This is a genomic window from Sulfitobacter guttiformis, from assembly GCF_003610455.1.
In the GTDB taxonomy this organism is placed as follows: domain Bacteria; phylum Pseudomonadota; class Alphaproteobacteria; order Rhodobacterales; family Rhodobacteraceae; genus Sulfitobacter; species Sulfitobacter guttiformis.
Genome location: NZ_RAQK01000001.1, coordinates 402,596 through 429,393, shown reverse-complemented (window position 1 = coordinate 429,393; position 26,798 = coordinate 402,596). Strand labels below are relative to the sequence as shown.

The window sequence follows — 26,798 nt, the reverse complement described above, 5'->3', positions numbered from 1 at the left end:
GCAAATGGGTGGTCTTTTGCAGCAATTGCGAGGCGGGCGTTTGATGGCACGCGTGATACGCAGCACCTCGTGGATCTTGCTCGGTTACGGTGGCTCTCAGGGTCTGCGCCTCGCCTCAAACCTGATCCTGACGCGAATGCTCTTTCCCGAAGCCTTTGGCATGATGGCGCTGGTCGGGCTGGTCACGGTAGGGCTAATGCTTTTTTCCGATGTGGGAATTTCACCGTCGATTGCGCAAAGCAAACGGGGTGATGATCCTGATTTTCTCAATACCGCATGGAGCATTCAGGTCATACGAGGCGCGGTTTTATGGGGTATCGCAAGCGCGCTGGCCGTGCCGTTTGCCGCATTTTATGACGCGCCTGAACTGGCGGCATATTTGCCTGTTGCTGCGCTTGCGCTGTTGATCACAGGTTTCAATCCAACGCGGATCGAGACGGCGCACCGCCATTTGCTGATGGGGCGCCTGACGGTTCTTGATCTGGCGGCCCAAGTCATCGGCATCGCTGTTATGGTTGCCCTTGCATGGTGGTTTCAATCGGTCTGGGCGCTTGTGCTGGGGGGCGTTGTTACATCGTTGGCGAAATTGGGGCTGACATGGGTCTACCTGCCAGGGGCGCCCAACAGGTTTCGCTGGGAACGCTCGGCAGTGCGCGAACTGGTCACTTTCGGAAAGTGGATATTTCTAAGCACGGCCTTCTGGTTTTTCGCCTCGCAAGGGGACCGTGCTGTGTTGGGAAAATTCCTCAGCCTCGAGAGCCTCGGCATTTATAATATTGCCTTTTTTCTTGCTACATTTGCCATGCAACTGGGCACAGCAGTGACAGGGCGGGTGATGATCCCCGTCTACCGCGACGCGAAAGATGAAGTGGGCAAGATCGCAAAACTCCGCTTTGGTATCAGCGTGGTAACGCTCGCGCTTCTGTTGACGATGGCTGTGGCGGGGCCTTGGCTGGTGGAGGTGCTCTACGATCCGCGATACGGGGCGGGCGGGGCCATCGTGACATTACTGGCGGTGGCGTTGATCCCGCAGGTCATTGGCATGAGCTATGATCAAGCGGCACTGGCAGCGGGAGATTCGCGCCGGTTTTTTGTCGTCTCTGCGAGTCGTGCCGTGTTCCAGATCGGTTTTTTGCTCATCGGAGTAAGCTACTACGGCATCACGGGTGCGATTATCGGCATCGGGCTTGCGCATCTGGCCACGCATCCGGTCATTATCTGGCTGGCGCTGCACCATGGTGCATGGGACGTACGCCATGATCTGGCCTGCGCCTTGGTCGCAGGCGCGCTGGGTGCTGCTGCCCTATGGCTGCACTGGGATGCGATCGTGGCGCTTTCTGCGCTGACTTAGGTCTGGCGCGATTCAAGGCGGGCAGCACGACCTGCCTTGCCCGACTGGCGCCGCTTTTCGCGGGCCATCCGCCACTTAGAACTTTGGTATTTCGGTGCAAGCTCGGGGATGGAGACAACAGGCATCACGCCGGTTTCACGCTGCATCTGGCGGGCAGAGCGGATGATGGGACGGCGCAGCTCCAGCAACCATGCAATAACAAATGCGAGAACGGTAGAGGCTGCTGCCCCCATGATAGCGCGCTTTTTCTTGCTCATTGTGATCGGGTAATCGGGTACCTGTGCTTCTTCGATGGTGGTCAGCCGCTCACCCTGCGAACCGACTTCGAGATTGAAACCAACCTGCGCCTCGTTTCGGCGTGTCGCAATCACCTCGAGTTGGGTGCGCAGCTGTTCCATGCGGCGGTCAAAATCGGCCAATGCGCGCTGGATCTCCGGTGAGCCCTGTATCGTCTCACGCAGGGCAATGCGGCGGGCATCCAGCAGACTGCGCTGTTCCGTTAAGGTGCGAAGTTCTGCATCAAGCGCCCGTTCCTCACGGTCCACCGTAGAGGCGCGACCCGCGCGATCTATCTGCGTTCGGGCCGTCTGTGTGGTGATGATCTCGCGGTCCAGTCCCAGAATTGCCTCGTTCAACTGGGCGACCTCCGAAAGGCGGAATTCCACACCACCATCAACCGTTAGGTCGTTCTCGTTGCGATATGTCTCAAGCTCGGCCTCGAGGGAGGCGATATTATCCAGAACGACCTGTTCCTGATTTTGGAAAAACGCGAGGGTCTGTTCGGTCTGGTCGCGGCGCTGTGCGGCCATCAGATTGCGGGTTTGCTCGGCGAATTCATGCGCCACATCACGGGCAAGCTGGGCCTGTTCCATCTGTGCGGTGATAGTAAGGACAGAGATGGTACCATCATCTGCAAAGCCCTCGCGCGCAGCAGCAACGCCGTTGATCGTGACCGCCTGCCGCAAAAGCTGGACCTTCTCGCTGGGCTTCAACGCGGCGAGATTGCTGTAAATATTGTATTTATCTATGATTTCCTGAAGGCTGGCGCGCGCCATTAGCTGTTGCTGGATCAGCTGGAGACGGCGCGCCGAGGAGCCTTCGACGGTTGACCGGGCTAGTTCGTCGTTGATTTTGGGCTGCTCGATCTGAATAACTTCCGAAGACTGGTAGAGATGCACATGGCTCATCGCCCAGTAAAGCCCTGCGATGCTGCCTGCGAGGATCACAAACGCGATCACGCCGATCCTGCGGCGGGTCATGTCGATAAAATCCTGCCAAGTATAGATGGGACCCATAGTCGCCTGCCTCGAACCTGCTGTATCGTCCCTGAATTGGAACATATCGCCCTAAAGGACGACATTTTTTAATAAATGCCGATAAATTCAGGCGATTATATGACGTCTTTGCTTCTGCATAAAGCGCGAAGAGCGCGGCAGCGCTAGAACCGTTCAATGCTGGAGGCGCGCGCGCGGTTCAGGATCACGCCGAGCAGCGGCACCTGACCGCCCAGAATACGCTCGCACTCGGCCAGATGCTTAGCCATGGTGCGGGTCCCGTCGGAGACGAGCAGAACGCCGTCCAGTTGTGGCAGAAAGGCGGATGTGTCATCAAACGTGAGCATAGGGGGCAGATCGAATAACACGATGTCGGGGTTAAGTCCCGCGCGCATCTCCGCAAGGCTGGCCAAGGTTGCAGGGTCTTGCATGATTTCAGCAGCATCGTTTTGCGGCGTGGCGCACAGGCCAACCGCAAGGGTATCACTGGTGCGGAGAATATAATCGCTGATCGCCACATCGCCTGCTAGAAAATCGCGCAGATTGCCTGTCTCGGATGCATCAAGATCTAGCATTTGCGCAAGACCTGGAGTGCGCATGTTGAAATCCATCAAGACGGTGCGCGAAGAGGGGACGCGCGACAGGCTCGCAGCGAGATTGGCGGCTGTAAATGTATTGCCGCAGCCCGACGTAGGCGAGACAATGCCAATGTTGACCCAGCCGTGTTGTTTTACAGTTTGGCGAAGGCGCGTGCGCAGCAGGTCAAATGCGCGGGACACATCGGTCGCGCGGAAATCCTCTTCGGCCTGACTGCCAGCGAGGATATGCTGGTCGGTGCCGGGCACCTGCTCGTGCAAAAGACCCCACAGATCGCGAGGCGTGGTTGCGGTCACGCCTGCATTGGAATCCAGACGCGCAGTGATCGCTTTTGGCCCTGCCTCAATTACCGCATCGGCTTCTTCTATCTCCGCTGGCGGAGTTTCGGCAAAGCGACGGGGACGGGTGAAACTGCCTTGCGCAGGGACCATCAGATCGCTGCGTGCTTCCACACGGTCTTCGGTCGAGGATGCAAATGTATCCTTCATGGTGCCAGACTTTCGGATTTTGAACATAGGCTTTAATATAACCTATGTCGGTGTAGTTTCAAAGGTAGGCGACGTAAGAAGACGTTGTTCGCCAAGCGCTTCAGCAGCCTGTACGGCGCAGCATCACACCAACAGTTTTGAAGATGATCCCAACGTCGCCTGCAACAGAAAGGCCTTCGTTATAAGTCGCATCAACCTCGTTGCGGAACGAAAAGCGGTTTTCATTGCGGGCAGAGATTTGCCACAGACCGGTTATGCCGGGACGCAGCGCAAAGTAATGCGCCGGATTACCGTACATCGGGAGCTGTTCAGGCATCATCGGGCGTGGGCCGATCAGGCTCATCTCGCCGGTCAGAACGTTCCACAACTGCGGCAGCTCATCGACCGAAGACGAGCGCAGGAATGCACCAACGCGGGTAACGCGAGGGTCATGGATTAACTTCTGTTTCTCGTCCCACTCGCGGCGCATTTCGGGATCGCTCGCGAGGTAATCTTCTAGGACCGCATCGGCGTCGCGCACCATCGTGCGCAACTTCAATATCGAAAAGCGCTCGCCGTTGCGGCCCAAACGGTCCTGGCGATAGAATGGGTTTCCGCCTTCGACCCACAGCGCAATCATGCACACCGCCATTATTGGCAAAAAGAATGGAAGACTCAGCACGACGAGTACCGTCTCGAGCAACCGCTTTCCACCATTGCGATATACACTGCCTGCGATCTGCGCAGGACGCGTTGCCGGAGCTACAGTCTGATCGGGCAGGATGAAAAACGGGTCGGATGCACGGGCAAGCATTCCTTGCACCGTCGTGTCACACGTTGCCGAAGCAAGTCTTCTCAAGCCGTAACCGGGCTGATCCGCATCAAATTTCTTCATAGTCCAAAACCCCCAAGGGTCATGTAGCATTCTGCACAGACACTCCGGTACATCCGGGGCCTCTTTTATCTCGCGAGAATCGGTTTAACGGGGGCCTCCCAAGGCAGAAGAGGCATGGCGTTTAAAGCGTCTCTCGATTCCGCTGCCCTTAGAAGGCGTTGGAAAGTTTTTTGAGTGGGATGGCACATGCCACCCTGTAATAGTCCGGAAAACTAATCCAGCTAATCCTCGACACTTAGATAACAGATTTTCGACACATTTCAGGGGGAATTTTCGAAACAAACTGTTTCATACTGGTACACTTCTCACAAAAAATTTCCCTCTGGATCAAAAAGCTAACAATTTCCGGAGGGTCAAGGTGGCAGCCCGTAGGGGAGTCGAACCCCTCTTTTCAGGTTGAAAACCTGACGTCCTAACCGATAGACGAACGGGCCACACTTTGTGAAGCCGTCTTTAGGCAATTGACGGGAATGGCGCAAGTCGAAATTTTCGCTCCAGCACATTTTTTAGCATTTTCAGGCGCGTGCTGCGTCTTCCAGTCGCAGTTGTACCGTTTGGCGGCCCTGCCAAGAGTTTATGTCCAGACGTCCGGCAAGGTGAAAACGGGCCCCGCCATGCCCTTCGAGCGCAGGACCAAGTGACGAATCAAAAGCGCCGAAGCAGATCGCATCAATACGACTGCCGTGACCATCACCAAAACTCACCTTGAGATGGGTCTCCCCGACGCGGCGGGCAGAGAAAATACGCATGTCGGCAAAAACGTAGCGCGGTGCCGAAGCACCGGCACCGAAGGGCCCCGCTGATTCGACGGCCTCGGTCAGTTCGACACTGGCGGCTGCGGGCATCAGCATTCCGTCGAGACGCAGATCGGAGGGGCCCCGCAGATGTGCGCCCTGTTTCTCCAGTAGTAATGTCAGCTGGGCCATCGCGTCCTCCAGCTTATTTTCTTCCACAGTCAATCCGGCGGCCATCTTGTGGCCGCCACCTTTGAGCAGGACACCCTGCATGCTCAGTTTCTGGATGCAGGCCCCCAGATCGACACCCGAAACCGAGCGTCCCGATCCTTTTCCGATGCCGCCGTCCAATCCGATCACCACGGCAGGGCGGCCTGTCGCTTCCTTGAGGCGGGCGGCGACGATTCCGACCACGCCGGGGTGCCAGCCTGCACCGGCGGCCCATACCAACGCGCCGGAAGTTCCGCGCTCCTCGGCTTGCGCAAGGGCGCTTGCACGAACCGCATTTTCGACTTCGCGGCGTTCTGTGTTGAGCAGATCCAGCTTTTCGGACAAGGCGGCCGCCTCGTGCGGGTCATCCGTGGCAAGCAGACGCGCGCCCAGATCCGCCTTACCCACGCGCCCGCCCGCATTAATGCGTGGCCCCAGCATGAACCCCAGATGATAGGCGGCGGGTGCAGTATCCATACGGGCAATGTCGGACAGGGCGCAAATGCCGACACGCTCGCGGCGGGCCATCACCTTGAGGCCTTGGCGCACAAATGCGCGGTTCACCCCGACAAGGGGGGCGACATCGGCCACAGTCGCAAGGGCCACCAGATCAAGCATGGCCATCAAATCGGGCCCTTTTACTTCGACCCCCCGCAATTGGCGCCCCGCCTCCACGAGCATCAGAAACACAACAGCGGCGGCACACAGGTGTGCCAGTGCGCCATCCTCGTCCTGCCGGTTTGGGTTCACAACAGCATGGCAGTCGGGCAGCGTCTCCCCGCCCAAATGGTGATCGAGGACGATAACATCCGCACCTTTGGCCGCCGCGATGGGGCCGTGGGACAGGGTGCCGCAATCGACACAGATGATCAGATCATGAGCGGCGGCAAGTTCGGCCATTGCCTCATCGTTGGGGCCATAGCCCTCGTCGATACGGTCGGGAACATAGAGCGTGGCCACCCGCCCCATCTGGCGTAACCAGACCAGCAGGAGCGCGGCAGAGCTGCCGCCGTCGACATCGTAGTCCGCAAAAACGGCAATGCGCTGCTTGTTTTTGACGGCCGTCAAAAACCTTGCCGCCGCCTTTTCCATGTCACGCAAGGATCGTGGATCGGGCAGCAGGTCGCGCAGGGAGGGGGCGAGAAAGGCCTCTGCCTCGGGCGCTTCGACGCCACGACGCGCAAGCACCTGACAAACGGCCATGGGCAGCTGGGTCTGCTGGTGCAAAGCCTCGGAGGCGCGGACGGCACTGACATCAGGTCCGATCCAGCGGCGTCCAGTCAGCGAGGCATCGACGCCCAGAAATGTGGTGGCATTGTCCATTTGGCTCTCCACCTTTTCAGGTTGCGGGCATAGTCTGCCCTTCAGACTTCCTCGATCCGCAGGGCAACCGGATCGCCCGACACGACGCTTGTTGCACCGAATGCAGCGAGGGCATGATCAATGTCGGCGCGGGTGGTTTTATGGGTCACAATCAGAACCTGTGCGCGGTCTTTTACATGGCCATATTGGCGCATGCGGTCGATAGAGACAGCAGCATCGCCCAACACCGACGCGACCTTCGCCAAGGCACCCGGTTTGTCCATCAGCGTCATGCGCAGGTAATAGGCAGCGGGCCGCTGACTCGTGGCGGGCACTGCGGCAGTGAGGGTGGTTGCGGGTTGGCCAAACGTGGGGCCGCGGTAGCCGCGCGCGATGTCGCAGATATCCGACAACACCGCACTCGCCGTGGGGCCGGCACCGGCTCCTGCACCGCGCAACACGATCTGGCCGACCGCATCGCCTTCGAGAACGATCATGTTTGTCCCGCCCGAAAGCTGCCCCAGCGGTGAAGTGTCGGGGACCAGACAAGGCTGCATCCGTTGCTCAAGACCGCGACCGGTGACCTGAGCCACGCCCAACAGCTTGATCTTGTACCCCATATCGGCGGCTGCTCGAATGTCCTCGATCGAGACACGCTCGATTCCTTCCAGTTCGATACCTGCGAAATTTACCTGCGTCCCGAAAGCCAGCGACGACAGGATCGCAAGCTTGTGCGCGGCGTCAATGCCGCCGACATCAAGCTGTGGATCAGCCTCGAGATAGCCAAGACCGTCAGCTTCGGCAAAGACATCCGCATAGGGCAGGCCTGCATCCTCCATTCGCGTCAGGATATAGTTGCACGAGCCATTCATGACCCCCATCACGCGGGTGATCTGGTTGCCGGCTAAACCTTCGCCCAATGCCTTGATCACGGGGATGCCGCCTGCCACGGCGGCCTCGTATTTGATTACGCTGCCTTTTGCCTCGGCTGCTTCGGCCAAGGCCTGTCCGTGCATGGCAAGCATCGCTTTATTGGCGGTAATAACGTCTTTCCCAAGAGCAAGTGCCGCATCTGTCGCGTCTTTTGCCGGGCCGTCCTCACCGCCCATCAATTCGACGAACACGTCTACATCTTCACGCTTGGCCAATGCGACAGGATCATTTTCCCACGCATAGGACGACAGATTGACGCCACGGTCCTTTTCCTTCGAGCGCGCAGAAACGGCGGTGATCACAAGGGGGCGACCGGTACGCGTTTCCAGCAGAGCGGCCTGTTTGCGCAGAATTTGTACAACACCGGCACCCACCGTTCCCAAACCCGCAATCCCGAGGCGAAGTGGCTTTGACATGGGGTGTTTCCTTTGCGTGAGTGACGTTTGCGCCGATGTATCCCGTTCGGCACTGCCACGCAACGCAGCAAAGCGCGCAAATGCGGGCTATCTGAAGCCTTGAGCCAGCCGTTGGCGTTCGGGTCCGCTGAGCACGGAGCCGCTGAGCCGTGCGGCGCGCGCCTTGAGCGCAGTAACTCGCGCATCTATTTCGGCGCTTGCGAGCGCCGGCTCTACAGCGCTGGTTTGGGCGGCGGCCAGAATAGGCGCAATCGGAACAAGGTTGGGATAATCTGCTGATGTCAGCTCGGGGGTCAGCGTTCTGTCAAGCTCCGGAAACTGGGTGCAGGCCCCGGTAAGAGCCAGACTGACCCCAAGGGCCGCAATACGGAGCGCGTTTTTCATACCATACGGTTTGCACCACCTTGGGCGTGCCATGCAAGGGTCTTGGGCACGTTGAACCCAAGTCGAAGGTGCGGAACGGGTTTACTTTTTGAACGTGTGTTCAGATATTGGTAACCATGGCACGCACTGCAGGATCACATTCGGACATTACAGGCCCGCGCGTGCGCGAGGCCGCACTGCGGTTGTTTGCACGTGGCGGATATGCAGCAGTGTCCATGCGGGCCATTGCGGCCGAGGTCGGAGTGCAGGCGGGCGCCCTTTATAATTACACGCCTGACAAGCAGACCTTGCTGTTTGACCTGATGGAAGGCCACATGACCGAGCTTCTGGCGGCTGGTGTGGACGATCCGGCGCTGGGGGCGGAGGCACGGTTGCAGGCGTTCGTCGCATTTCACATCCGGTTTCACCATGCGCGGCCTGACGCGGTTTTCATCGCTTATATGGAGTTGCGCAATCTGTCGCCCGAGAACTTTGCCCGCGTCGAAGCGCTGCGGCGCGAATACGAAAACGGGCTGGAGAGCATCCTGCGCGAGGGGGTCGAAGCGGGCATATTTCGCGTGGCCGACACCAAGATCGCGACTCTTGCCATTATTGCTATGCTCACCGGCGTGAATACGTGGTTCCGTGCCGGTGGGCGGCTGTCGATCGAGGAAGTCACCGCGCAGTATTGGGACATGGTGCGCCGCGCGGTGAGCTGAGAATCCTAATGTGCAGGCTTTATGAAAGTACCGTTGTTCAACTCCCGCACAGCCTGCATTAGCTCCTCTCGGGTGTTCATCACAATGGGACCGTGCCAGGCGACAGGCTCATCTATTGGGGCGCCGGAGATCAGCAAGAAGCGTAGGCCATCAGGGCCGGCCTGCACCGTCACCTCGTCACCTGTGCCGAACCGCACCAGCGTGCGGTCCCCAGACATGTCACGGATGTTCAGCTCTTCGCCCGCAACTTCCTTTTCCAACAAGATACCTGACGGGCGCGAGGCATCCAGAAACGCGCCAGCCCCCTGAAAGATATAGGCGAAGGCCCGGCGATATGTGTCGATCTTAAATGTTTTTCGCACACCGGCGGGCACGGTCACATCAAGGTATTGCGGGTCGGCGGCGATGCCGTCGACAGGCCCGCGCTTACCCCAGAACTCGCCCGTGATGACGCGGACCATCGTGCCGTCATCGTCGATAACCTCTGGGATCGCATCGGAGGTGACATCCTGATAGCGCGGCGCGGTCATTTTTTGCGCCGAGGGCAGATTGCCCCACAGCTGGAAGCCGTGCATTTGGCCGCGCGCGTTTCCATGGGGCATTTCCTGATGCAGGATGCCGCTGCCTGCAGTCATCCACTGCACGTCACCTGCACCCAAAGTGCCGTTGTTTCCAAGGCTGTCTGAATGCGCGACCGTCCCCTCAAGGACGTAGGTGATCGTCTCGATCCCGCGGTGCGGGTGCCATGGGAAGCCTTTCTCAAAGTCGATCGGGCGCTCGTTGCGGAAGTCGTCAAACAGCAGGAAGGGGTCAAGCTCGCTTGGGTCCTGAAAACCGAAAGCGCGATGTAGTTTGACGCCTGCGCCTTCCATGGTTGGCTGGGCGGCGCGGGTCTCGAGAGTGGGACGAATGGACATGTTGCGGCTCCTCATCGCGGTTTCCTCGAATGTAGGAGGGGGTAGCGATCGGGGCAATGGGTGCTGGTGCAGGGTGTCTGTGCGCGGATGATCAGATTTGAACACGGTCGTTTTTGGACAGGACAGGGTGCGCGCGAGCAGTGAGGTTTAACAACAGGCAAATCTTAGCAGTAGATGAAAAGGGGGATGAAATGAAAATCGGATTTATCGGATTGGGAAATGTGGGCGGCAAGCTGTCGGGAAGTTTGCTGCGAAACGGCGTGGATCTGAGCGTTTTTGACCTTGATGACCAATTGGTAAATGCGAAGGTCGCAGCAGGTGCGCGGGCGGGTGGTAGCCCTGCGGACATGATGGGGGACTGTGATGCGGTGATTACATGCCTTCCCAGCCCTGCGGCAAGTGCGGCGGTCGTGGCGGAAATGCTGCCACAAGTGACAGCTGGGAAAATCTGGCTTGAGATGTCAACTACGGACTCGTCCGAGATCAAGCGGCTCGGCGCGTTGGTGCAGGCGGCGGGCGGCGAAGCCGTGGATTGCCCCGTGTCGGGCGGATGTCACCGTGCGGATACCGGAAATATCAGCATTTACGCGGGATGCGCGCGCGCCACGTTTGAGCGGGTACTGCCCATACTCACGCATATGGGGAGGCGGATTTTGCACGTGGGCGAGGTGGGAAATGCCAGTATTCTCAAGGTAATGACCAACTACCTCGCTACGGCGAACCTGCTTACGCTCTGCGAGGCGCTGACGGTGATGAAGGCACAGGGGATGGATCTGGGCATGACCTATGAGGCGATTGCGATGTCGTCGGGAAACAGCTTTGTTCATGAGACGGAAAGCCAACTTATCCTGTCGGGGTCGCGGGATGTGAATTTCACCATGGACCTAATACAAAAGGACATTGGCCTGTTTCAGCAGCTGGCGGACGAGGCTGCCGTCCCGCTGGAAATCTCGCCCTTGATCATTGCGATGATGAGTGACGGGCAAGCGCGTTATGGCATGCGCGCGCAGAGCGACAGGATGATCGAGCGACTGGAGGAGGCAACAGGTCTGCAAATTCTGGCAGATGGATTCCCGACAGAGCTGGTGGATGATGAGCCGGAGGAGCGCGGATGCGAGGTGCAGCCCAAAAGAAGGATCCGGTAACCGCGGGCGGGCAGTAGTCGAGGTGCTTTGGTTCGGATTGATCGGACAATGGTTCAAAATTACACGCGATTGGTGTTGTACACTCTGCTTTTGGGCGCTTGCACCTGACGGGCCCGCAGCGGAGTGATTGGTGGATATGCTTGCCCGTGCGCGGAACTGCAGCTAGGGGGTTTGGCAAAGGAGTGCTGTAATGACACCGTATGAAGAGCTGCCGGAATTTGACCCGAATGAAGTACTTGCCTCTGCGGGGGCCTCGGCGGGACGCCGGTTTTTGGGCCTCGTGTCCATGGGGGTACTGGGACTGATGCTGATCTATATTGCGGTGGTGCAGTCGCCCGCGCTCGAATGGCGGCTGTTTTTGCTGGTGTTGGGGGTTGGATCGCTGTGGCTGGTGGACCGGATGCGCCGCGCCACGTCCAGCCGGATTGAGCTGACCGAAACCGAGTTGCGCGACAGCGACGGCACGGTAATCGCGCTGGTGGCGGATATTGACGGACTGGACCGCGGTTTTTTCGCGTTCAAACCGTCAAATGGTTTTCTGGTGCGTACAACGACCAAAGGGGCCAACGAATGGCGCCCGGGCATGTGGTGGCGTGCGGGGCGGCGTATCGGCGTGGGCGGGATGATGCCCGCACACCAGAGCAAGCAGATCGCCGAAATTCTGGCCGTTATCATGGCCAAGCGCGAGATCGAGAATAACCGCTGAGGCACATAGAAAACCCCCGCAAGGTTGAACCGTGCGGGGGCTTTTTGTTGTTATGAGCGAAGTATTCGATCAGGTGCCGGGATACTGGTTGTCCGGCAGATCGACCCAAAGCACCTGCGGCGCATAGCGGGGGCGGGTGAAGACAAAGTTGTCGATCTCCTGCGTGCCCAGACCTATGTTGAATGGCGGCTCGTAGCGGGCAAATGTTTCGACCACGATCATCCGCTCGTTGTGAACCATGTGCGGCAGCTTTTCTGTCCAGTTGCGCACGTTCTGGTTGCTCAGGGCGGTATAACCTCCTGTCACTTTCGACCAGTCCAGCTTCATGATTTTGTTGGTTGCGTCGTAGCGTACAACCGACACCCTGAGCGAGCTGTCTTGTGGCGTGCGGGTCAGGGAGTTCAGCAGATGGTGCGTACCGGTGAGATAGTCGCCGTCCAGCGGCAAAGTCTCGCGGGAGATCATGTCACCGATGGTAAATGCGGCCTTCTGGTGTGCGCCATGCTGGCGAACAAGATCAAGCATCGTGATCGAGGAGATCATCACCAGAAACATCAGCGGGATCATCACCATTGCTTCGATGTGCGCGGCGCCGGCTTCTTCGCGGGTAAACCGCGCCTTCAGCAGGGATTTTATTTTAGGCATAAACATTATCTTGGCTCCTGTACGAAGGCACTCATCGAGACCATGGTTCCCAGACCTTTGTCATCTGTTCCCAGCAACTGGCCAAGGCCAAGGGCTCCGAAGACGGGGCTGAACTTATAGCAGGCGCGCAGCAGCATCAGTTCGTGCTGTTGACCCAGTGACCAGCCGCGCACCGGTGTCACCGGATGTGGTGCGTTGGTGCAATCCGGCAGGGCGGGCAAGCCTACAAAGCTGCGCGGGTTAACGGGGACCATCTCAAGGCGGATGCGCTCTTCACAGTTTGGCAGGCCGCCCGAATTGATGCAGATTTGCTGCTTCAGGTTATCGTGGGTGAACTGTGCGGCTGTGTTGAGCCGGATGGCGCGCGTAGTGACTTCGAGGCCGTGATCAAGCTGGAACTGGCGGTTCGAGTGGGTTGTAAGCTCCACGCCAAAGGCAAATGTTACAAACAACAAGGGGAGCATGATCACGAATTCGAGGGTGTAGACGGCGCCGCTGTCTTCTTTGCGGAACCGCGACAGGTGGTTTTTCAAGCGGGTAATCATTGTGTGAGCCTCAGCTGGTTGATCTGGCGTGCAATCGCGGTGAACGCCTCTTTGATTTCGACACCCTCGACCCGGAAGAAGTGGCTGGGGGAGGAAGCGCAGTTGCGCATGACGTTTGCACCCTGGTCCGTGACCTCAAAGCCGATAGACCAGATCACGATGTTCTTTTGCTTGGCGGCGGTGCAGATGTTGTTGAGCAGGCTGTCACCAAACGAGGCCCAGTATTTCGACTCGCTCCAGAGGTGTCGCTGGCTCGACGATACGTAATTTCGCACATACCAGTCGAAGCTGTACGAGTTCCAGTGTGCATAGTGACTGGAGTTTGCGTACACCTGTGGATTGATGCGGTTGGAGGAGGTGTTCTCTCCGTCCGTCATGAGAATAACGGTTTTAAGCGTCTCATTATCGTTAAATGCCACGGGGCGATTGGCAAATGTCGGGTCGGTTTTGCCTTTGGAGGCGAGACGGGCATTGATCGGCTGGAAGCTGGGATCGAGCAAGCCTGCGGCCCACTTCATCCCCAGAAAGATCGAGGTGTTCCCGTTCGGAGACAACCGTGCGATTTTGTTCTTCAGCGCTGTTGTATCTTGGCTGAAGGCCTCAATGTCGTCGTATTGGCCATAGCGGCAGGCCGGATTGGAGCGGTCATTCGAGTTCGAGTTGCCCCAGAAAAAATGCTGCATCTGGTCGTACTGTTTGGCCGTGCCATTCGAGTTGAGGCCAAGGGTGGTGGTGCCGAAATCGCTGTCCGAAAATTCCACACAGTGGCTGTAGTTATGCACCTGCCTGACGTTCAGCTCTGTCATGATATCTTGCCCGGCACTGACGTGCTCGGCGTAGGGCACGATCGAGATCGACACCAGATCCTCGGTTGACGGGTTGATCACAGCATCCACAAAGGAATTGCCGGCATCACGCAAATTGCTCATCTTATTGTTCCAGCCCATGGAGCCGGAAATATCGAGAACAAGTGAAATTTCCACGTTGTTCACGCGTTCTTCGGCTTCGGCAAAGGCGTGGACACGCAGGGCATCGGAGACCTTGTTGCGGTCATCCAGGCCCGCAGCGGCTTTCTCGGCTTCAGTCATATCGCGATTAAGGTCCGTACCCTGCCACTGGACGCTACCGGTATAGTCGCCGCGCACGGTGTTTGTTGCGATCACACCCGAGACGTTAACCCCGACGGTGCGATAGTTCAGGCCCTCTGCCACGTTTACCGTTGTCACCAGATCTGGATAGTTGCTTTTGTCAAAGTAATCGCGGACGACCTCTTCGCGGGGCATCGTCTGGTCCAGATCGGCGGCGGCCAGAACGGCGCGGTCGGCAAGCTGTTGCAGTTTGACGCGGTGATACTCGTAATTGTTGAGATCCCATGAGACGCCTGCAAGAAGGGCTGTCATTGCGATCAGCGTGATTGCTACAACCGTAACGTTCCCTTCTTCGTCTCGTACAAAGCGGTGCAGGAACGCCTTGTGCATCTTTCTCGCATCAGCAGGGATGCAGGTTGTCGAGAATAGTTTTTTCATCATCGTCACCTTTCAGGCCCGGCCCTGTCTGAACGACACGGTCTTTGGCAGATTTCACCCGTTTAAATGACGGATGAAGGTGGTTAAATTTGGGCGAAATAAATGAAAAATAACGAATTTTAATCAATAATTAGGCACAATGCGGCATGTTTACGTTCAGTGTTTCTGACAGGTTAACAATATGCCTTTTTCTGGCCTTGCCGATGTTTCTGGAGATACAGTTGCCAGTCACGGTGTTCGGCTTGGATGGGCTTGACGGTTAATGTCAGGGTTCGCGGACCACCTCGAATACTGTTTCAACCTCTCGATTATCCGCTGCGTTGCGTGCACTGGCAGGCTAATTTACTAATTGGGTCATGAGAGCGCCGTCAAACGCCGGCTCTTTACCACGGTTGACCTATTTGGCCGTGATTTCCCATCTTGCTTTGCTTCGATCAATATTGCCTAATAGGGCAACATGTGGGGTGGGGATTAAAGGAAGGGTTTGCACATCGATGGCCTATCTGACCTTCCGCTCGTCTGCGGGTGTTTAAGATTGTGAACGAAGTGTTCAAAAAAGTGGCACTTTGAAAACTCTCGATCTAGTGTCGGGCAGGGCGCGGGAATGATTCCCGCAGCGGCCCGCGTGATCCCAATTTTTACACCTTACAAAGGCAGATCTTTCCCATGAGCCAAATCCAGAACGAGCCGAGCTTTCGCGACAGTGTAGAAATCATGTTCAACCGTGCCGTTGAGCTGATGGACCTGAAGCCCGGTCTGGTCGAGAAAATTCGTGTGTGCAACGCCACCTATACCGTGCGCTTCGGCGTGCGCCTGCGGGGCGATATCCATACATTCACTGGATACCGCTCGGTTCACTCCGAACATATGGAGCCTGTGAAGGGGGGCATCCGCTACTCTCTCGGGGTCAACCAGAACGAGGTAGAGGCGCTTGCAGCCCTGATGACGTTCAAATGCGCGCTGGTCGAAGCGCCGTTCGGCGGATCCAAGGGCGGTTTGTGTATTGATCCCAAGGAATACACCGAAGCCGAGCTGGAGCTGATCACGCGCCGCTTTGCCTACGAGCTGATCAAGCGCGATATGATCAACCCCGCGCAAAACGTCCCTGCGCCCGACATGGGCACGGGCGAGCGCGAGATGGCGTGGATCGCGGACCAGTACAAGCGGATGAACACAACCGACATCAACTCGGCCGCGTGCGTGACGGGCAAGCCGATCAATATTGGTGGTATTCAGGGACGCACAGAAGCCACGGGCAGAGGCGTGCAATACGCTTTGCGTGCGTTTTTCCGCGATGTGCAGGGCGTGAAGAAGGCAGGCATGTCTGGCACATTGGACGGCAAACGGGTGATTGTTCAGGGTCTCGGAAACGTGGGCTACCATGCGGCAAAGTTCTTGAGCGAGGAAGATGGCGCACCAGTGATCGGTGTGATCGAGTACAACGGTGCGATCTGGAACGAGGACGGCATCGATATCGAGGATCTCAAGCAATATATCACGGAGCACGGCTCTCCCGAGGGGTTTGCAGGGGGTGAATTTATCGCGCACGGTGAGACCCTGCTGGAGCGCGAGTGCGACATCCTGATCCCTGCCGCTCTTGAGGGGGTGATCAATCTGGGCAACGCTGACCGGATCAAGGCGCCGCTGATTATCGAGGCGGCCAACGGTCCCACCACAGCAGGTGCAGACGAGATTTTGCGCAACAAGGGCACGGTGATTATCCCCGACATGTACGCAAACGCCGGTGGTGTTACAGTGAGCTATTTCGAATGGGTCAAGAACCTGAGCCATATCCGTTTTGGCCGGATGCAGCGGCGGCAGGAAGAGAACCGCCACCAGCTTATTGTGGACGAGCTTGAGCGGATCAGCCGAGATACGTCGATCAATTGGACGCTCAGCCCAAACTTCAAGGAGCAGTATCTGCGTGGGGCGGGCGAGCTTGAGCTGGTGCGCTCGGGGCTTGATGACACCATGCGGGCAGCCTACGAATCGATGGCGAAGGTCTGGCACGAGCGCGATGATGTAACGGATTTGCGCACTGCCGCTTATCTGGTCGCAATCGGGAAGGTCGCAGCAAGCTACCACGCCAAAGGGCTGTAGTCTGACTGCGTTAGCGGACTTAATAACCGCTTGATTTGTGGCGGGTAGAGGGGGCGGTGGCTGCGATAGTCGCCGCCCTTTTTTATTTGTGCTTTGGTCGGGGGGGGCATGTTTGTGATCGGGCTGTCGCGTTGCTTAGTTTAAGGGGCTGTGGGAGCGATTGGGCCGCAGGGGCATTTGGCGATTGCGAGGCTGGTGCATGTTTGCCAGACTGACCAAATCTGCACAGGAGGGTGACCATGCGGTTTTCGGGTTGGCGTATTCTGCGCGAGGGATTAAGCGGCAACAAAGGCTGGCAGCCCCATTGGCGCGATGCCGAGCCGAAATCAGAGTATGACGCGATCATCATCGGCGGTGGCGGGCATGGCTTGTCGACGGCCTATTACCTCGCCAAAGAGCATGGGATGACGAACATTGCCGTGATCGAGAAGGGGTATCTGGGCGGCGGCAACGTGGGCCGCAACACGACCATCGTGCGCGCCAACTATTTTCTTGATGGCAACTCGCAGTTTTATTCGCACTCGCTGAAGCTATGGGAGAGCCTTGAGCAGGACCTCAATTACAACGTGATGTTGTCCCAGCGCGGGCAGTTGATGCTGTGCCATTCGGACGGGCAGCGGGACGCCTATGCGCGACGGGGCAATAGCATTGTGGGGCAGGGCGATGATGCGGAGCTGTTGGATGTGGCGGGGGTAAAGCGCATCGCGCCTTATCTGGATTTCGAGAATACGCGGTTCCCGATTTATGGCGGCTTGTTGCAAAAGCGTGCAGGCACGGCGCGGCATGATGCGGTGGCTTGGGGCTATGCCCGTGGGGCGTCCGAGCGGGGTGTTGATCTGATCCAGCAGTGTGAAGTCACGGGCATCGATATCGAGAATGGTGTCGTGCGCGGGGTTCAGACCACACGCGGGGCGATACGGGCCAAGAAAGTGGGAATTGTGGTTGCCGGGCGCTCTAGTCAAGTAGCGGCGATGGCGGGGATGCGCCTGCCCATCGAGAGCCATGTGTTGCAGGCCTTTGTGACCGAAGGGCTCAAGCCCGTGATTGATAACGTGATCAGCTTCGGGATGGGACATTTCTATATCAGCCAGTCGGATAAGGGGGGATTGGTATTTGGCGGCGATCTCGATTTCTATGCGTCTTACGCGAGCCGCGGGAACCTGCCTATGGCCGAGCATGTGATGGAGGCGGGCATGACCCTGATGCCGATGATCGGGAAAGCCAAGGTGTTGCGCAGCTGGGGCGGGATTATGGATATGACGCCTGATGGCTCGCCCATCATCGACAAAACGCCAACTGAAGGTTTGTTCATCAACTGCGGCTGGTGCTACGGCGGGTTCAAGGCGATCCCGGGATCGGGCAATTCCTTTGCGCATCTGATGGCCACTGGGCAGCATCATGCGCCCGCAGCGCGCTACAGGCTGGACCGGTTTCGTACAGGGCGTGGCATTATGGATGAGGAGGGTACTGGTGCGCAGCATAATTTGCATTGAGGTGCCCGTGTCGGGTGCGGGATTGGTGTCTGGTTCCCAAATAAGAAAACGGCGTTATGGGGTGTTTTTGTGAGGATCGTTTGTCCGCTCTGCGGGGCGCGGGATCGCCGCGAGTTTTATTATCGTGGCGCCGCGCTGCTGCGACCTTCGGTAGATGCCGAACCGGACGCGTGGGACGCTTATGTGCATTTGCGCGAAAATCCTGCTGGCCGTACGCGCGACTTGTGGCAGCATGATGCGGGCTGTCGGGCGTGGCTGGTGGTAACGCGTGATACGGTGACCCACGAGATTTATGGAGTCGAGCTGGCGGCAAAATTTGCGAAGGATGCGGGCACATGAGGGTTGTGGAAATCGGCTCGGGGGAGAAGATCAGGTTTCGGTTCGACGGGGTCGGATACACGGCGCGTTCAGGTGACACCGTGGCCTCGGCATTGTTGGCCGCGGGCGTGCGGATTGTTGCACGATCCTTCAAATACCATCGCCCGCGCGGGGTTTTAACAGCGGGGAGCGAGGAGCCTAATGCACTGATCACGGTCGGGCGCGGCGCGGGCGCGGAGCCGAATGTACGCGCAACCGTGCAGGAGGTGTATGACGGGCTGGAAGTGTTTTCGCAGTCGTCTTGGCCATCATTGCGCTTTGACGCGATGGCAATCAATGATCTAGCCGCGCCGTTTCTGGGGGCGGGATTTTATTACAAGACGTTTATGTGGCCACGCGCCTTCTGGGAGAAAGTCTATGAGCCGGTGATCCGGCGGGCGGCAGGTTTGGGGCGTTTGAGCGGCAAGCACAATCCCGACACCTATGACCGGGCGTTTGCGTTTTGCGATCTGTTGGTGGTGGGCAGTGGCCCGTCGGGGCTCATGGCGGCGCGTGTGGCGGCGGATGCCGGACTTGATGTGATCGTGTGCGACGAGGATAGTCGCATGGGGGGACGGATGCTTGCCGAGGTCGAGGATGTGGGGGGGATCCCCGCTGCGGACTGGGCGGCAAGAGAGGTTGCGCGGCTGGCGACGATGCCCAATGTGCGCCTGATGAAGCGTACTACTGTGACGGGAGCCTATGACGGCGGCGTATTCGGCGCGCTTGAGCGGGTGACGCATCATGTCCCGCGCAGCGCCGCCCCGCTTGAATGTTTCTGGCGGATTACGGCCCGACGTACGGTTCTGGCAGCGGGCGCGCTGGAGCGGCCGATTGCCTTCGAGAATAATGACCGGCTGGGCATCATGATGGCAGGGGCGGTGCGGGCCTATTTGAACCGCTGGGGTATTGCAGCGGGCAAGTCCGTGGCCGTCTTCGGCAATAACGATGATGCTCACCGTACAGCGCGGGATTTGCATGCTGCGGGCGTGAAAGTGGCCGCGTTAATCGACAGCCGTGCGGATGCGGCAGTGGGGGATGTGCCATATCCGGTGCATCTGGGTGCGCAAGTGTGCGGATCTTCGGGGCGCGGGGCATTGCGCAGCGTGAGGGTGCGCAATGCGAGCGGCGAGATTACGATTGCAGCGGATTGTCTGGCAATGTCGGGTGGATGGAACCCTACGGTGCATTTGACCTGTCATATGAACGGGCGGCCCGAATGGCGCGAGGAAATTGCGGCGTTTGTGCCGGTGACGGGGATGATTCCGAATTTGGAGGCGGCGGGAGCGTGTAATGGCGCATTCTCGACGGCGGCATGTTTGGCCCAAGGGGCTGCTGCTGCGGGGCGTGTCATCGAGGCGCTGGGAGGGGAAGCCGCAGTGGAATTGCCTGCGGCAGAGGATGCGCCCTACCGAATTGCGCCCCTTTGGGCGGTCGCGGGCAAGGGGCGCGCATGGCTGGATTTCCAGAATGATGTGTCGGTCAAGGATGTGAAGCAGGCAGCGGCGGAGAATTTCCGCTCGGTCGAGCATATGAAGCGCTATACCACTCAGGGCATGGCGACGGATCAAGGCAAGAACTCGAACGTGGCCGCATTGGCCGTGCTGGCGGATGCCACGGGCCGGGGAATTCCCGAAACGGGGGTGACGACATTTCGACCACCATACAGTCCTGTGGCGATTGCCGCGATGGGGGCTGGTGCGCAGGGTAAAGGATTTGCTCCGCAGCGGTTCACCACATCGCAGAAGCGCTCGGTTGAGATGGGCGCACCGATGATCGAGGCGGGGCTCTGGTACCGGCCCAGCTATTTTCCGCGCGAGGGTGAGACAATCTGGCGGCACTCATGCGACCGTGAGGTGGGCTATGTCCGGCGCACTGTCGGTGTCTGTGATGTCAGCACGCTCGGCAAGATCGATATTCAGGGTCCTGACGCCGGTAATCTTCTGGATTTCGTCTATACCGGCATGTTCTCGACGCTCAAAGAGGGGCGCGTGCGATACGGCCTAATGCTGCGCGAGGACGGAACGGTGATGGACGATGGCACCTGTGCGCGGATGGGGGCAGAGCACTTTGTGATGACCACCACCACTGCGGCAGCGGGGGATGTGATGCGGCATCTGGAGTTCGTGACCCAGATGTTGCACCCCGAATGGGTGGTGGCATTTACCAGCGTGACGGAGCATTGGGCACAATTTGCTGTGGCGGGCCCAAAATCACGGGAGTTGTTGAACGGGCTGCTCGATGCGCCTGTTGATAACCAGAGTTGGCCGTTTATGGCCTGCGGCGAGATAGGCGTGATGGGTGTCGCGGGGCGGCTTTTCCGCATTTCATTCTCGGGGGAGCACGCCTACGAGGTTGCCGTGCCTGCGCGTTTTGGGGCGGGGCTCTTTGCCGAGCTGGTCGCACGCGCTGAAGCTTTAGGGGGAGGCGCCTATGGGATGGAAGCGCTCAATGTGCTTCGGATTGAGAAGGGGCACATCACACATTCCGAGATCCATGGTCGGGTGACTGCCTTTGATGTGGGAATGGCGAGGATGATCTCACCCAAGAAGGATTGCGTGGGCAAGGTGCTGGCAGGGCGCGAGGGGCTGGTCGATCCCGCGCGTCCGCGGCTGGTGGGTCTGCGGCCTGTGGGCGCGGTCCAACAGTTGAGTGCTGGTGCGCATATCTTTAACACAGATGCGGCGCATGTTCATGCGCAGGATCAGGGGTATGTTACTTCCGTATGTTTCTCACCCGATGTGGGAACCATGATCGGGTTGGGGTTTGTGAAGAATGGCCCTGAGCGGATGGGGGAGAGGGTGGTTGTACGCGACCATATGCGCGATCTGACCGTTGAGGTCGAGATTTGCAGCCCCTTGTTTGTGGATCCTGAAGGAGGGCGTGTGCGTGGATAGATTGCAAGCGTCGAGCCCCTGTGAGGGGCTGTTGCCGGTCACGATCGGAACTTTGACAGTGGCCGAAATTGATCTGGGGCCGATTGCATCTGTGACGCCATTTGCTGCCGCTTCGGGTGCGGCGCTGGGCCGTGCGCTGGGTCTGCCGTTTCCCCCGCCGCTGGGCACCAGTGCCGCAGGCGATCGGCGCTGTATCTGGATCGGACGGGGGGAGGCGCTGTTGACGGGCGCAGTGCCTGATCCCGCTCTCGGGGCGTATGCTGCGGTGGTGGATCAGTCTGATGCATGGGCTGTTGTGACGCTGACCGGTGCAGGCGGGTCGGACGCATTGGCGCGGTTGGTGCCGGTTGACATGCGCCTGCGGGCCTTCGGAGTAGGCGCGACAGTTCGCACGCAACTGGGGCACATGAACGCCAGTATCACCCGAACGGGCGAAGACCAGTTCATGATCGCAGTTTTTCGCTCAATGGCGGCGACACTAGTTCACGATTTGACAACCGCACTGGAAGCGGTCGCAGCGCGGGCATAAGGTGCGCACAGAGTTATTGTTCTGGAGAATGTAATGATCCGTGTACTGAGTTTTATTTTATCTGTCGCTGTGGCGACACCATTGTTTGCCCAAACCGTGAGAATCGAGGATTGCGGTTATCAGGGGGATGTTGTCGCTGCGGTGCAGGCGGCGCGTGTCGCCCGCGTGGGCGAGCGTGAAGTGGCCGAACATATTGCAGGCACAACGCCTGAGTGGCCCGAAAAATATAATGCGATTGTGCCACTGGTGACTCCTTGGGTTTATACCATGAAAATGGGCGAAGTGCGCAAAGCCGATCTCAAGGCCGCATGGAACGAGATGTGTCTGGCGCAAGAATAAGCACCGTAGCAATGGGCGGCGCATCTGGACTCTGAGCCTGCGCTGCCCATATTGGACGGTATGAGCCTTCCACCCGGATTCCTAGATGAGTTGCGCACCCGTTCCAGCCTGTCACAGGTTGTGGGCAAAAAAGTCGTGTGGGATGCGCGCAAATCCAACCAGGGTAAGGGCGACATGTGGGCGCCGTGCCCCTTCCATCAGGAAAAGTCTGCCAGTTTCCACGTCGATGACCGCAAGGGATTTTATTACTGCTTTGGCTGTCACGCCAAGGGGGATGCGATTTCCTTTGTGCGAGAGACGGAGAATGTGACCTTTATGGAGGCAGTCGAGATATTGGCCGGCGAAGCCGGGATGCCCATGCCCGAACGCGATCCGCGTGCGGTTGAGAAGGCCGATGTGCGCAAGGATCTGGCCGATGTGATGGAGCTGGCGGTCAAATGGTTTCGCCTGCAACTGCGCACGGGAGCTGCTGGTGCCGCGCGGGAGTATCTGGAGCGGCGCGGCCTGCCGCAGCAGGTCTGTGACCGTTGGGAAATCGGCTTTGCGCCCGACAGCTGGCAGGGATTGTGGGATGCCCTCAAGGGTAAGGATATTCCCGATGACCTGATTATAGGCGCGGGTCTGGCCAAGCCATCTAACAAGGGAAGCAAGCCCTACGACACATTCCGGGGCCGGATCATGTATCCGATCCGTGATGCGCGAGGGCGCGCAATTGCATTTGGCGGTCGCGCTATGGACCCCGAAGACAAGGCGAAATACCTTAACTCGCCCGAGACTGAACTTTTTGACAAGGGCCGCAGCCTTTATAACGTCAAGGATGCGCGGGTTGCCGCGGGCAAGGGACAGCCCTTGCTGGTGGCCGAAGGATATATGGATGTAATTGCGCTGAGCGAGGCGGGATTTGGTGCATCGGTGGCGCCGCTTGGCACGGCCATTACCGAAAACCAGCTGGCGATGCTGTGGCGGATAAGCGACGAGCCTATAATTACCCTCGACGGGGATGCGGCGGGGCAGCGCGCCGCATTGCGACTGATTGATCTGGCGCTACCGCTGCTGGAAGCAGGCCGGAGCTTGCGCTTTGCTATGATGCCGGAGGGTAAAGACCCTGATGATCTGCTGAAATCAAGCGGGGCCGGTGCGGTGCAGACGCTGTTGGATCAGGCGGTGCCGATGGTCCAACTGTTGTGGAGCCGCGAGATCGAGGGCAAGAATTTCGACAGCCCCGAGCGCAAGGCGGCACTGGACAAATCTCTGCGTGAAAAAACAATGCTGATCAAAGATCCAAGCATTCGCAGTCATTATGAACAGGCACTCAAGGAAATGCGCTGGGACCTTTTCCGGTCCAAGCCCAAAGCCGGCGGCGGCATGCGTGTGGCACAGCCGCGCAGCAGCGGACAATGGGGCCAGCCATGGGGAAGCAAAGCGCCGCAAGGACCGTCTGCAGGGGCAAAAGCATCCATGCTTGCAACGGCAGCGGATTCGCGGGCCACGGATCATCTGCGTGAAGCAGTCATTCTGGCGGCCTGCATCAGCTGCCCTCAGTTGGTTGAGTCTTTCGAGAGCGGGCTGGAGAGGATGGCCTGTTTGGACGGGGACCATCGCCGGCTGCGCGATCTGGTTCTGAACAATGCAGGTGAAGGCGTGGCGGTGTTGCGTGCGAAAATTGCGGCGGATTTGGGTGCGGATGCCCTTGAAACACTTATGGGTCAACGCCATGTCGCAATAACGCCTTGCATTAGAAAGCCGGGCGACATCGAGATCACTAAAATGACCATCGCCGAGGAGTTGGCCAAGCTGGCGGCGGTGCGCGGTCTTAAGGACGAGGTGCAGGACGCAGCGGATGATTTGACCGGAGAAGCGGATGAAGGCCTGACATGGCGCCTTGCCGAGGCGGCAAAAGCAGCAGATTTAGCGCAGCGCGCTGGTCAGGAAGACAAAGCAGAATATGTAATAGCAGATAATGGTGCACGGCTCGATCGCGAGCAGGTGGCGAAAAGCCGGAGCATGTTCGACCAGATCGACTTCTCCAAAGGCGGAAAAAAGAGGCCCTAACAGGGGCTTGGTTTGTGACACGAGGGCCGGAATTGTGGCGCGCGGGTTACCAAATCTCCGCAATTAGCGGAAAAATTAGGATACGGGTTTAAGAATCACCTCAAACCCCGCATGATTCGGAAAACGAATCGCCTGCCGGTGATTCGCTTAGGGACAGATAGGAGCTCTTTATGGCTGCGAAAGACACCAACGAAGACACAAAGCGTGACGATCAGGATTCCGGTCACTCGCTGGATATGTCCCAAGCTGCTGTGAAAAAGATGATCGGTGATGCCCGTGAAAAGGGTTACATCACCTACGACCAGCTCAATACCGTGCTGCCGCCCGATCAGGTGTCATCGGAGCAGATCGAGGACGTGATGTCGATGTTGTCCGAAATGGGCATCAACATCATCGAGGACGAAGAAGGCGAGGACGAAGACAAGGGCGGCACCGATATTGCCACCACCGATGGTCCAAAAGAAATCACGCTTGGGTCCGGTACTTCTGAGAAACTCGACCGTACGGACGATCCGGTTCGGATGTACCTTCGCGAAATGGGCTCTGTCGAGTTGTTGTCGCGTGAAGGCGAGATTGCGATCGCAAAGCGGATCGAGGCTGGTCGCAATACGATGATTGCGGGCCTGTGCGAGAGTCCGCTAACGTTTCAGGCGATTACGATCTGGCGTGACGAATTGCTTTCCGAAGATATTTTGCTGCGCGATGTCATCGACCTCGAGGCAACATTCGGCACCCAAATGGGCGAAGAGGGCGCGACCGCGCCTGTCGTGCCCGTCGTCGGCGCTCCCGTCGAGAGCAAGTCGGACGGCCAGCCGGAGCTGGATGCGGACGGTAATGCGATTTCAACAGACGATGATGATGACGAGGACGAAGACGAGCAGGCGAATATGTCGCTGGCCGCGATGGAGGCTGCGCTGAAGCCGCAGGTTCTCGAAGCGCTCGACCTGATTGCAGATGATTACGTCAAGCTGAGCCAGATGCAGGACAACCGGATTTCTGCCCAGCTGAACGAAGACGGTACTTTCTCTGCCAAAAACGAGAAAGCCTATCAAAAACTGCGCTCGGAGATTGTGCTGTTGGTGAATGACCTTCATCTGCACAACAACCGCATCGAGGCGCTGATCGACCAGCTCTATGGCATCAACCGGCGCATCATGCAGATCGACTCTGCCATGGTTAAGCTGGCGGATCAGGCCCGGATCAACCGCTCCGAATTCGTAGAGGCGTACCGTGGTCACGAGCTTGATCCAAACTGGATGGAGCGGATGGGCGACAAGGCCGGTCGTGGCTGGCAAATGTTTATCGAGCGTTCCGCGGACAAAGTGACCGAGCTGCGCACTGATATGGCGCAAGTGGGCCAGTATGTGGGTCTTGATATTTCCGAATTCCGCCGCATCGTGCAGCAGGTCCAGAAGGGCGAGAAAGAAGCCCGTCAGGCGAAGAAGGAAATGGTCGAGGCTAACTTGCGTCTGGTTATTTCCATCGCAAAGAAATACACGAACCGTGGTCTGCAATTCCTTGATCTTATTCAGGAAGGTAACATCGGTCTGATGAAGGCCGTGGACAAGTTCGAATACCGCCGCGGCTATAAGTTCTCGACCTATGCGACATGGTGGATCCGTCAGGCGATCACTCGCTCCATCGCGGATCAGGCGCGGACGATCCGTATTCCGGTGCACATGATCGAGACGATCAACAAGCTGGTGCGCACAGGCCGCCAGATGCTCCACGAGATTGGCCGGGAGCCAACGCCGGAAGAATTGGCCGAAAAGTTGCAAATGCCGCTTGAGAAGGTCCGCAAGGTGATGAAAATCGCCAAGGAGCCGATTTCGCTTGAGACACCAATTGGTGACGAGGAAGACAGCCAGCTTGGTGACTTCATCGAGGATAAGAATGCGGTGCTGCCCTTGGACAGTGCCATTCAGGAAAACCTCAAGGAAACCACCACACGTGTCCTCGCCAGCCTCACACCGCGTGAAGAACGTGTGCTGCGGATGCGTTTCGGTATCGGCATGAACACGGACCATACGTTGGAAGAAGTGGGCCAGCAGTTTAGCGTAACACGCGAGCGTATCCGCCAGATTGAAGCCAAAGCATTGCGCAAGCTCAAGCACCCGAGCCGCTCACGCAAGCTGCGCAGTTTCCTCGACCAGTAAGCTCATTGTTCGGAAAAAACCCTGTCCAAGGTCAACTTGGGCAGGGTTTTTTTATGCCTGCGGTACATTGTGGCGTGAGGTGCGTGCCTGACGTCAAACCTGATTGTTGGAGTGAACATTAAGGAAGGCA

General features: G+C 58.2%; 22 protein-coding genes and 1 tRNA gene. 12 read left to right on the top strand and 11 right to left on the bottom strand.

The window, feature by feature from the left end; translation table 11 throughout:
- The first annotated feature begins 4 nt into the window (after positions 1–4).
- Positions 5–1,351, top strand: coding sequence for an oligosaccharide flippase family protein (locus tag C8N30_RS02045; protein ID WP_025062830.1), 1,347 nt, complete (start codon positions 5–7; stop codon positions 1,349–1,351).
- Here C8N30_RS02045 and C8N30_RS02040 read toward each other — a convergent pair.
- The 7 genes from C8N30_RS02040 to C8N30_RS02010 form a co-directional block, all read right to left on the bottom strand.
- On the bottom strand, positions 1,348–2,646 hold the full coding sequence (locus tag C8N30_RS02040; protein WP_025062829.1) for a GumC domain-containing protein: 1,299 nt from the start codon (positions 2,644–2,646) through the stop codon (positions 1,348–1,350). The two genes, C8N30_RS02045 and C8N30_RS02040, sit on opposite strands and share 4 nt — an antisense overlap.
- A gap of 143 nt (positions 2,647–2,789) precedes the next feature.
- Positions 2,790–3,710: a CpsD/CapB family tyrosine-protein kinase gene (locus C8N30_RS02035; RefSeq protein WP_147419667.1), complete on the bottom strand. Its 921-nt coding sequence runs from the start codon at positions 3,708–3,710 to the stop codon at positions 2,790–2,792.
- Positions 3,711–3,810: 100 nt separating this feature from the next.
- Positions 3,811–4,584, bottom strand: coding sequence for a sugar transferase (locus tag C8N30_RS02030; RefSeq protein WP_232222827.1), 774 nt, complete (start codon positions 4,582–4,584; stop codon positions 3,811–3,813).
- A gap of 359 nt (positions 4,585–4,943) precedes the next feature.
- Positions 4,944–5,018: transfer RNA gene (locus C8N30_RS02025), tRNA-Glu, on the bottom strand.
- Positions 5,019–5,099: 81 nt separating this feature from the next.
- Positions 5,100–6,851, bottom strand: a complete 1,752-nt coding sequence (gene recJ, locus C8N30_RS02020) for a single-stranded-DNA-specific exonuclease RecJ (RefSeq protein WP_025062826.1) — start codon at positions 6,849–6,851, stop codon at positions 5,100–5,102.
- A gap of 41 nt (positions 6,852–6,892) precedes the next feature.
- Positions 6,893–8,179 (bottom strand): homoserine dehydrogenase, encoded by a 1,287-nt coding sequence (locus tag C8N30_RS02015; protein ID WP_025062825.1) that lies wholly within the window; start codon positions 8,177–8,179, stop codon positions 6,893–6,895.
- Between the two features lie 87 nt (positions 8,180–8,266).
- Entirely contained in the window at positions 8,267–8,563 is a 297-nt protein-coding gene (locus C8N30_RS02010; protein ID WP_025062824.1) for a hypothetical protein, read from the bottom strand.
- Positions 8,564–8,679: 116 nt separating this feature from the next.
- On the opposite strand from C8N30_RS02010, the gene C8N30_RS02005 reads away from it, so the two are divergent.
- Positions 8,680–9,261 carry a TetR/AcrR family transcriptional regulator gene (locus C8N30_RS02005; protein ID WP_025062823.1) on the top strand — a complete coding sequence of 194 codons (582 nt, stop codon included), beginning with the start codon at positions 8,680–8,682 and terminating at the stop codon, positions 9,259–9,261.
- Between the two features lie 5 nt (positions 9,262–9,266).
- Here C8N30_RS02005 and C8N30_RS02000 read toward each other — a convergent pair whose 3' ends face one another.
- On the bottom strand, positions 9,267–10,178 hold the full coding sequence (locus C8N30_RS02000) for a pirin family protein (RefSeq protein WP_025062822.1): 912 nt from the start codon (positions 10,176–10,178) through the stop codon (positions 9,267–9,269).
- 191 nt (positions 10,179–10,369) lie between these two features.
- Here C8N30_RS02000 and C8N30_RS01995 point away from each other — a divergent pair, with 191 nt between their 5' ends.
- Positions 10,370–11,323 (top strand): NAD(P)-dependent oxidoreductase, encoded by a 954-nt coding sequence (locus C8N30_RS01995; protein ID WP_025062821.1) that lies wholly within the window; start codon positions 10,370–10,372, stop codon positions 11,321–11,323.
- Between the two features lie 190 nt (positions 11,324–11,513).
- Complete coding sequence (locus C8N30_RS01990; RefSeq protein ID WP_037967950.1) at positions 11,514–12,029, top strand: hypothetical protein; 516 nt, start codon at positions 11,514–11,516, stop codon at positions 12,027–12,029.
- Between the two features lie 69 nt (positions 12,030–12,098).
- On the opposite strand, the gene C8N30_RS01985 is transcribed toward C8N30_RS01990, so the two are convergent.
- Genes C8N30_RS01985 through C8N30_RS01975 form a run of 3 tightly spaced genes read right to left on the bottom strand, consistent with a single transcriptional unit; the run spans position 12,099 to position 14,745 of the window.
- Entirely contained in the window at positions 12,099–12,680 is a 582-nt protein-coding gene (locus C8N30_RS01985) for a TadE/TadG family type IV pilus assembly protein (RefSeq protein WP_025062819.1), read from the bottom strand.
- On the bottom strand, positions 12,680–13,219 hold the full coding sequence (locus C8N30_RS01980; protein ID WP_025062818.1) for a TadE/TadG family type IV pilus assembly protein: 540 nt from the start codon (positions 13,217–13,219) through the stop codon (positions 12,680–12,682). The genes C8N30_RS01985 and C8N30_RS01980 overlap by 1 nt, the downstream gene beginning before the upstream one ends.
- Complete coding sequence (locus C8N30_RS01975) at positions 13,216–14,745, bottom strand: TadE/TadG family type IV pilus assembly protein (RefSeq protein ID WP_025062817.1); 1,530 nt, start codon at positions 14,743–14,745, stop codon at positions 13,216–13,218. Before C8N30_RS01975 ends, C8N30_RS01980 begins: the two co-directional genes overlap by 4 nt.
- Positions 14,746–15,411: 666 nt before the next feature.
- Between C8N30_RS01975 and C8N30_RS01970 the strand changes: the two genes are divergently transcribed.
- The 8 genes from C8N30_RS01970 (at position 15,412) to rpoD (ending at position 26,668) form a co-directional block, all read left to right on the top strand.
- On the top strand, positions 15,412–16,845 hold the full coding sequence (locus C8N30_RS01970; protein WP_025062816.1) for a Glu/Leu/Phe/Val family dehydrogenase: 1,434 nt from the start codon (positions 15,412–15,414) through the stop codon (positions 16,843–16,845).
- 239 nt (positions 16,846–17,084) lie between these two features.
- Entirely contained in the window at positions 17,085–18,338 is a 1,254-nt protein-coding gene (locus tag C8N30_RS01965; RefSeq protein WP_025062815.1) for a sarcosine oxidase subunit beta family protein, read from the top strand.
- Between the two features lie 69 nt (positions 18,339–18,407).
- Positions 18,408–18,677, top strand: a complete 270-nt coding sequence (locus tag C8N30_RS01960) for a sarcosine oxidase subunit delta (protein ID WP_025062814.1) — start codon at positions 18,408–18,410, stop codon at positions 18,675–18,677.
- Positions 18,674–21,592: a sarcosine oxidase subunit alpha family protein gene (locus C8N30_RS01955; protein ID WP_025062813.1), complete on the top strand. Its 2,919-nt coding sequence runs from the start codon at positions 18,674–18,676 to the stop codon at positions 21,590–21,592. The genes C8N30_RS01960 and C8N30_RS01955 overlap by 4 nt, the downstream gene beginning before the upstream one ends.
- The gene (locus C8N30_RS01950; RefSeq protein WP_025062812.1) at positions 21,585–22,121 is read left to right on the top strand and encodes a sarcosine oxidase subunit gamma; all 537 of its coding nucleotides are present in this window, start codon (positions 21,585–21,587) and stop codon (positions 22,119–22,121) included. The genes C8N30_RS01955 and C8N30_RS01950 overlap by 8 nt, the downstream gene beginning before the upstream one ends.
- 33 nt (positions 22,122–22,154) lie before the next feature.
- Positions 22,155–22,460, top strand: a complete 306-nt coding sequence (locus C8N30_RS01945) for a hypothetical protein (protein WP_025062811.1) — start codon at positions 22,155–22,157, stop codon at positions 22,458–22,460.
- 60 nt (positions 22,461–22,520) lie between these two features.
- Positions 22,521–24,512, top strand: coding sequence for a DNA primase (gene dnaG / locus C8N30_RS01940; protein WP_025062810.1), 1,992 nt, complete (start codon positions 22,521–22,523; stop codon positions 24,510–24,512).
- A 170-nt stretch (positions 24,513–24,682) separates the two neighbouring features.
- The gene (rpoD, locus tag C8N30_RS01935) at positions 24,683–26,668 is read left to right on the top strand and encodes an RNA polymerase sigma factor RpoD (protein WP_025062809.1); all 1,986 of its coding nucleotides are present in this window, start codon (positions 24,683–24,685) and stop codon (positions 26,666–26,668) included.
- Positions 26,669–26,798 lie beyond the last annotated feature (130 nt).

Coding starts and splice junctions, on each gene's coding strand:
- C8N30_RS01985 (WP_025062819.1), bottom strand. CDS start 12,680: ATGTTTATGCCTAAAATAAAATCCCTGCTGAAGGCGCGGTTTACCCGC.
- C8N30_RS01980 (WP_025062818.1), bottom strand. CDS start 13,219: ATGATTACCCGCTTGAAAAACCACCTGTCGCGGTTCCGCAAAGAAGAC.
- C8N30_RS02040 (WP_025062829.1), bottom strand. CDS start 2,646: ATGGGTCCCATCTATACTTGGCAGGATTTTATCGACATGACCCGCCGC.
- C8N30_RS02015 (WP_025062825.1), bottom strand. CDS start 8,179: ATGTCAAAGCCACTTCGCCTCGGGATTGCGGGTTTGGGAACGGTGGGT.
- C8N30_RS01955 (WP_025062813.1), top strand. CDS start 18,674: ATGAGGGTTGTGGAAATCGGCTCGGGGGAGAAGATCAGGTTTCGGTTC.
- C8N30_RS01975 (WP_025062817.1), bottom strand. CDS start 14,745: ATGAAAAAACTATTCTCGACAACCTGCATCCCTGCTGATGCGAGAAAG.
- C8N30_RS01970 (WP_025062816.1), top strand. CDS start 15,412: ATGAGCCAAATCCAGAACGAGCCGAGCTTTCGCGACAGTGTAGAAATC.
- rpoD (WP_025062809.1), top strand. CDS start 24,683: ATGGCTGCGAAAGACACCAACGAAGACACAAAGCGTGACGATCAGGAT.
- C8N30_RS02045 (WP_025062830.1), top strand. CDS start 5: ATGGGTGGTCTTTTGCAGCAATTGCGAGGCGGGCGTTTGATGGCACGC.
- C8N30_RS02030 (WP_232222827.1), bottom strand. CDS start 4,584: ATGAAGAAATTTGATGCGGATCAGCCCGGTTACGGCTTGAGAAGACTT.
- C8N30_RS02035 (WP_147419667.1), bottom strand. CDS start 3,710: ATGAAGGATACATTTGCATCCTCGACCGAAGACCGTGTGGAAGCACGC.
- C8N30_RS01995 (WP_025062821.1), top strand. CDS start 10,370: ATGAAAATCGGATTTATCGGATTGGGAAATGTGGGCGGCAAGCTGTCG.
- recJ (WP_025062826.1), bottom strand. CDS start 6,851: ATGGACAATGCCACCACATTTCTGGGCGTCGATGCCTCGCTGACTGGA.
- C8N30_RS01990 (WP_037967950.1), top strand. CDS start 11,514: ATGACACCGTATGAAGAGCTGCCGGAATTTGACCCGAATGAAGTACTT.
- C8N30_RS02000 (WP_025062822.1), bottom strand. CDS start 10,178: ATGTCCATTCGTCCCACTCTCGAGACCCGCGCCGCCCAGCCAACCATG.
- C8N30_RS02010 (WP_025062824.1), bottom strand. CDS start 8,563: ATGAAAAACGCGCTCCGTATTGCGGCCCTTGGGGTCAGTCTGGCTCTT.
- C8N30_RS01945 (WP_025062811.1), top strand. CDS start 22,155: ATGATCCGTGTACTGAGTTTTATTTTATCTGTCGCTGTGGCGACACCA.
- C8N30_RS02005 (WP_025062823.1), top strand. CDS start 8,680: ATGGCACGCACTGCAGGATCACATTCGGACATTACAGGCCCGCGCGTG.
- C8N30_RS01965 (WP_025062815.1), top strand. CDS start 17,085: ATGCGGTTTTCGGGTTGGCGTATTCTGCGCGAGGGATTAAGCGGCAAC.
- dnaG (WP_025062810.1), top strand. CDS start 22,521: ATGAGCCTTCCACCCGGATTCCTAGATGAGTTGCGCACCCGTTCCAGC.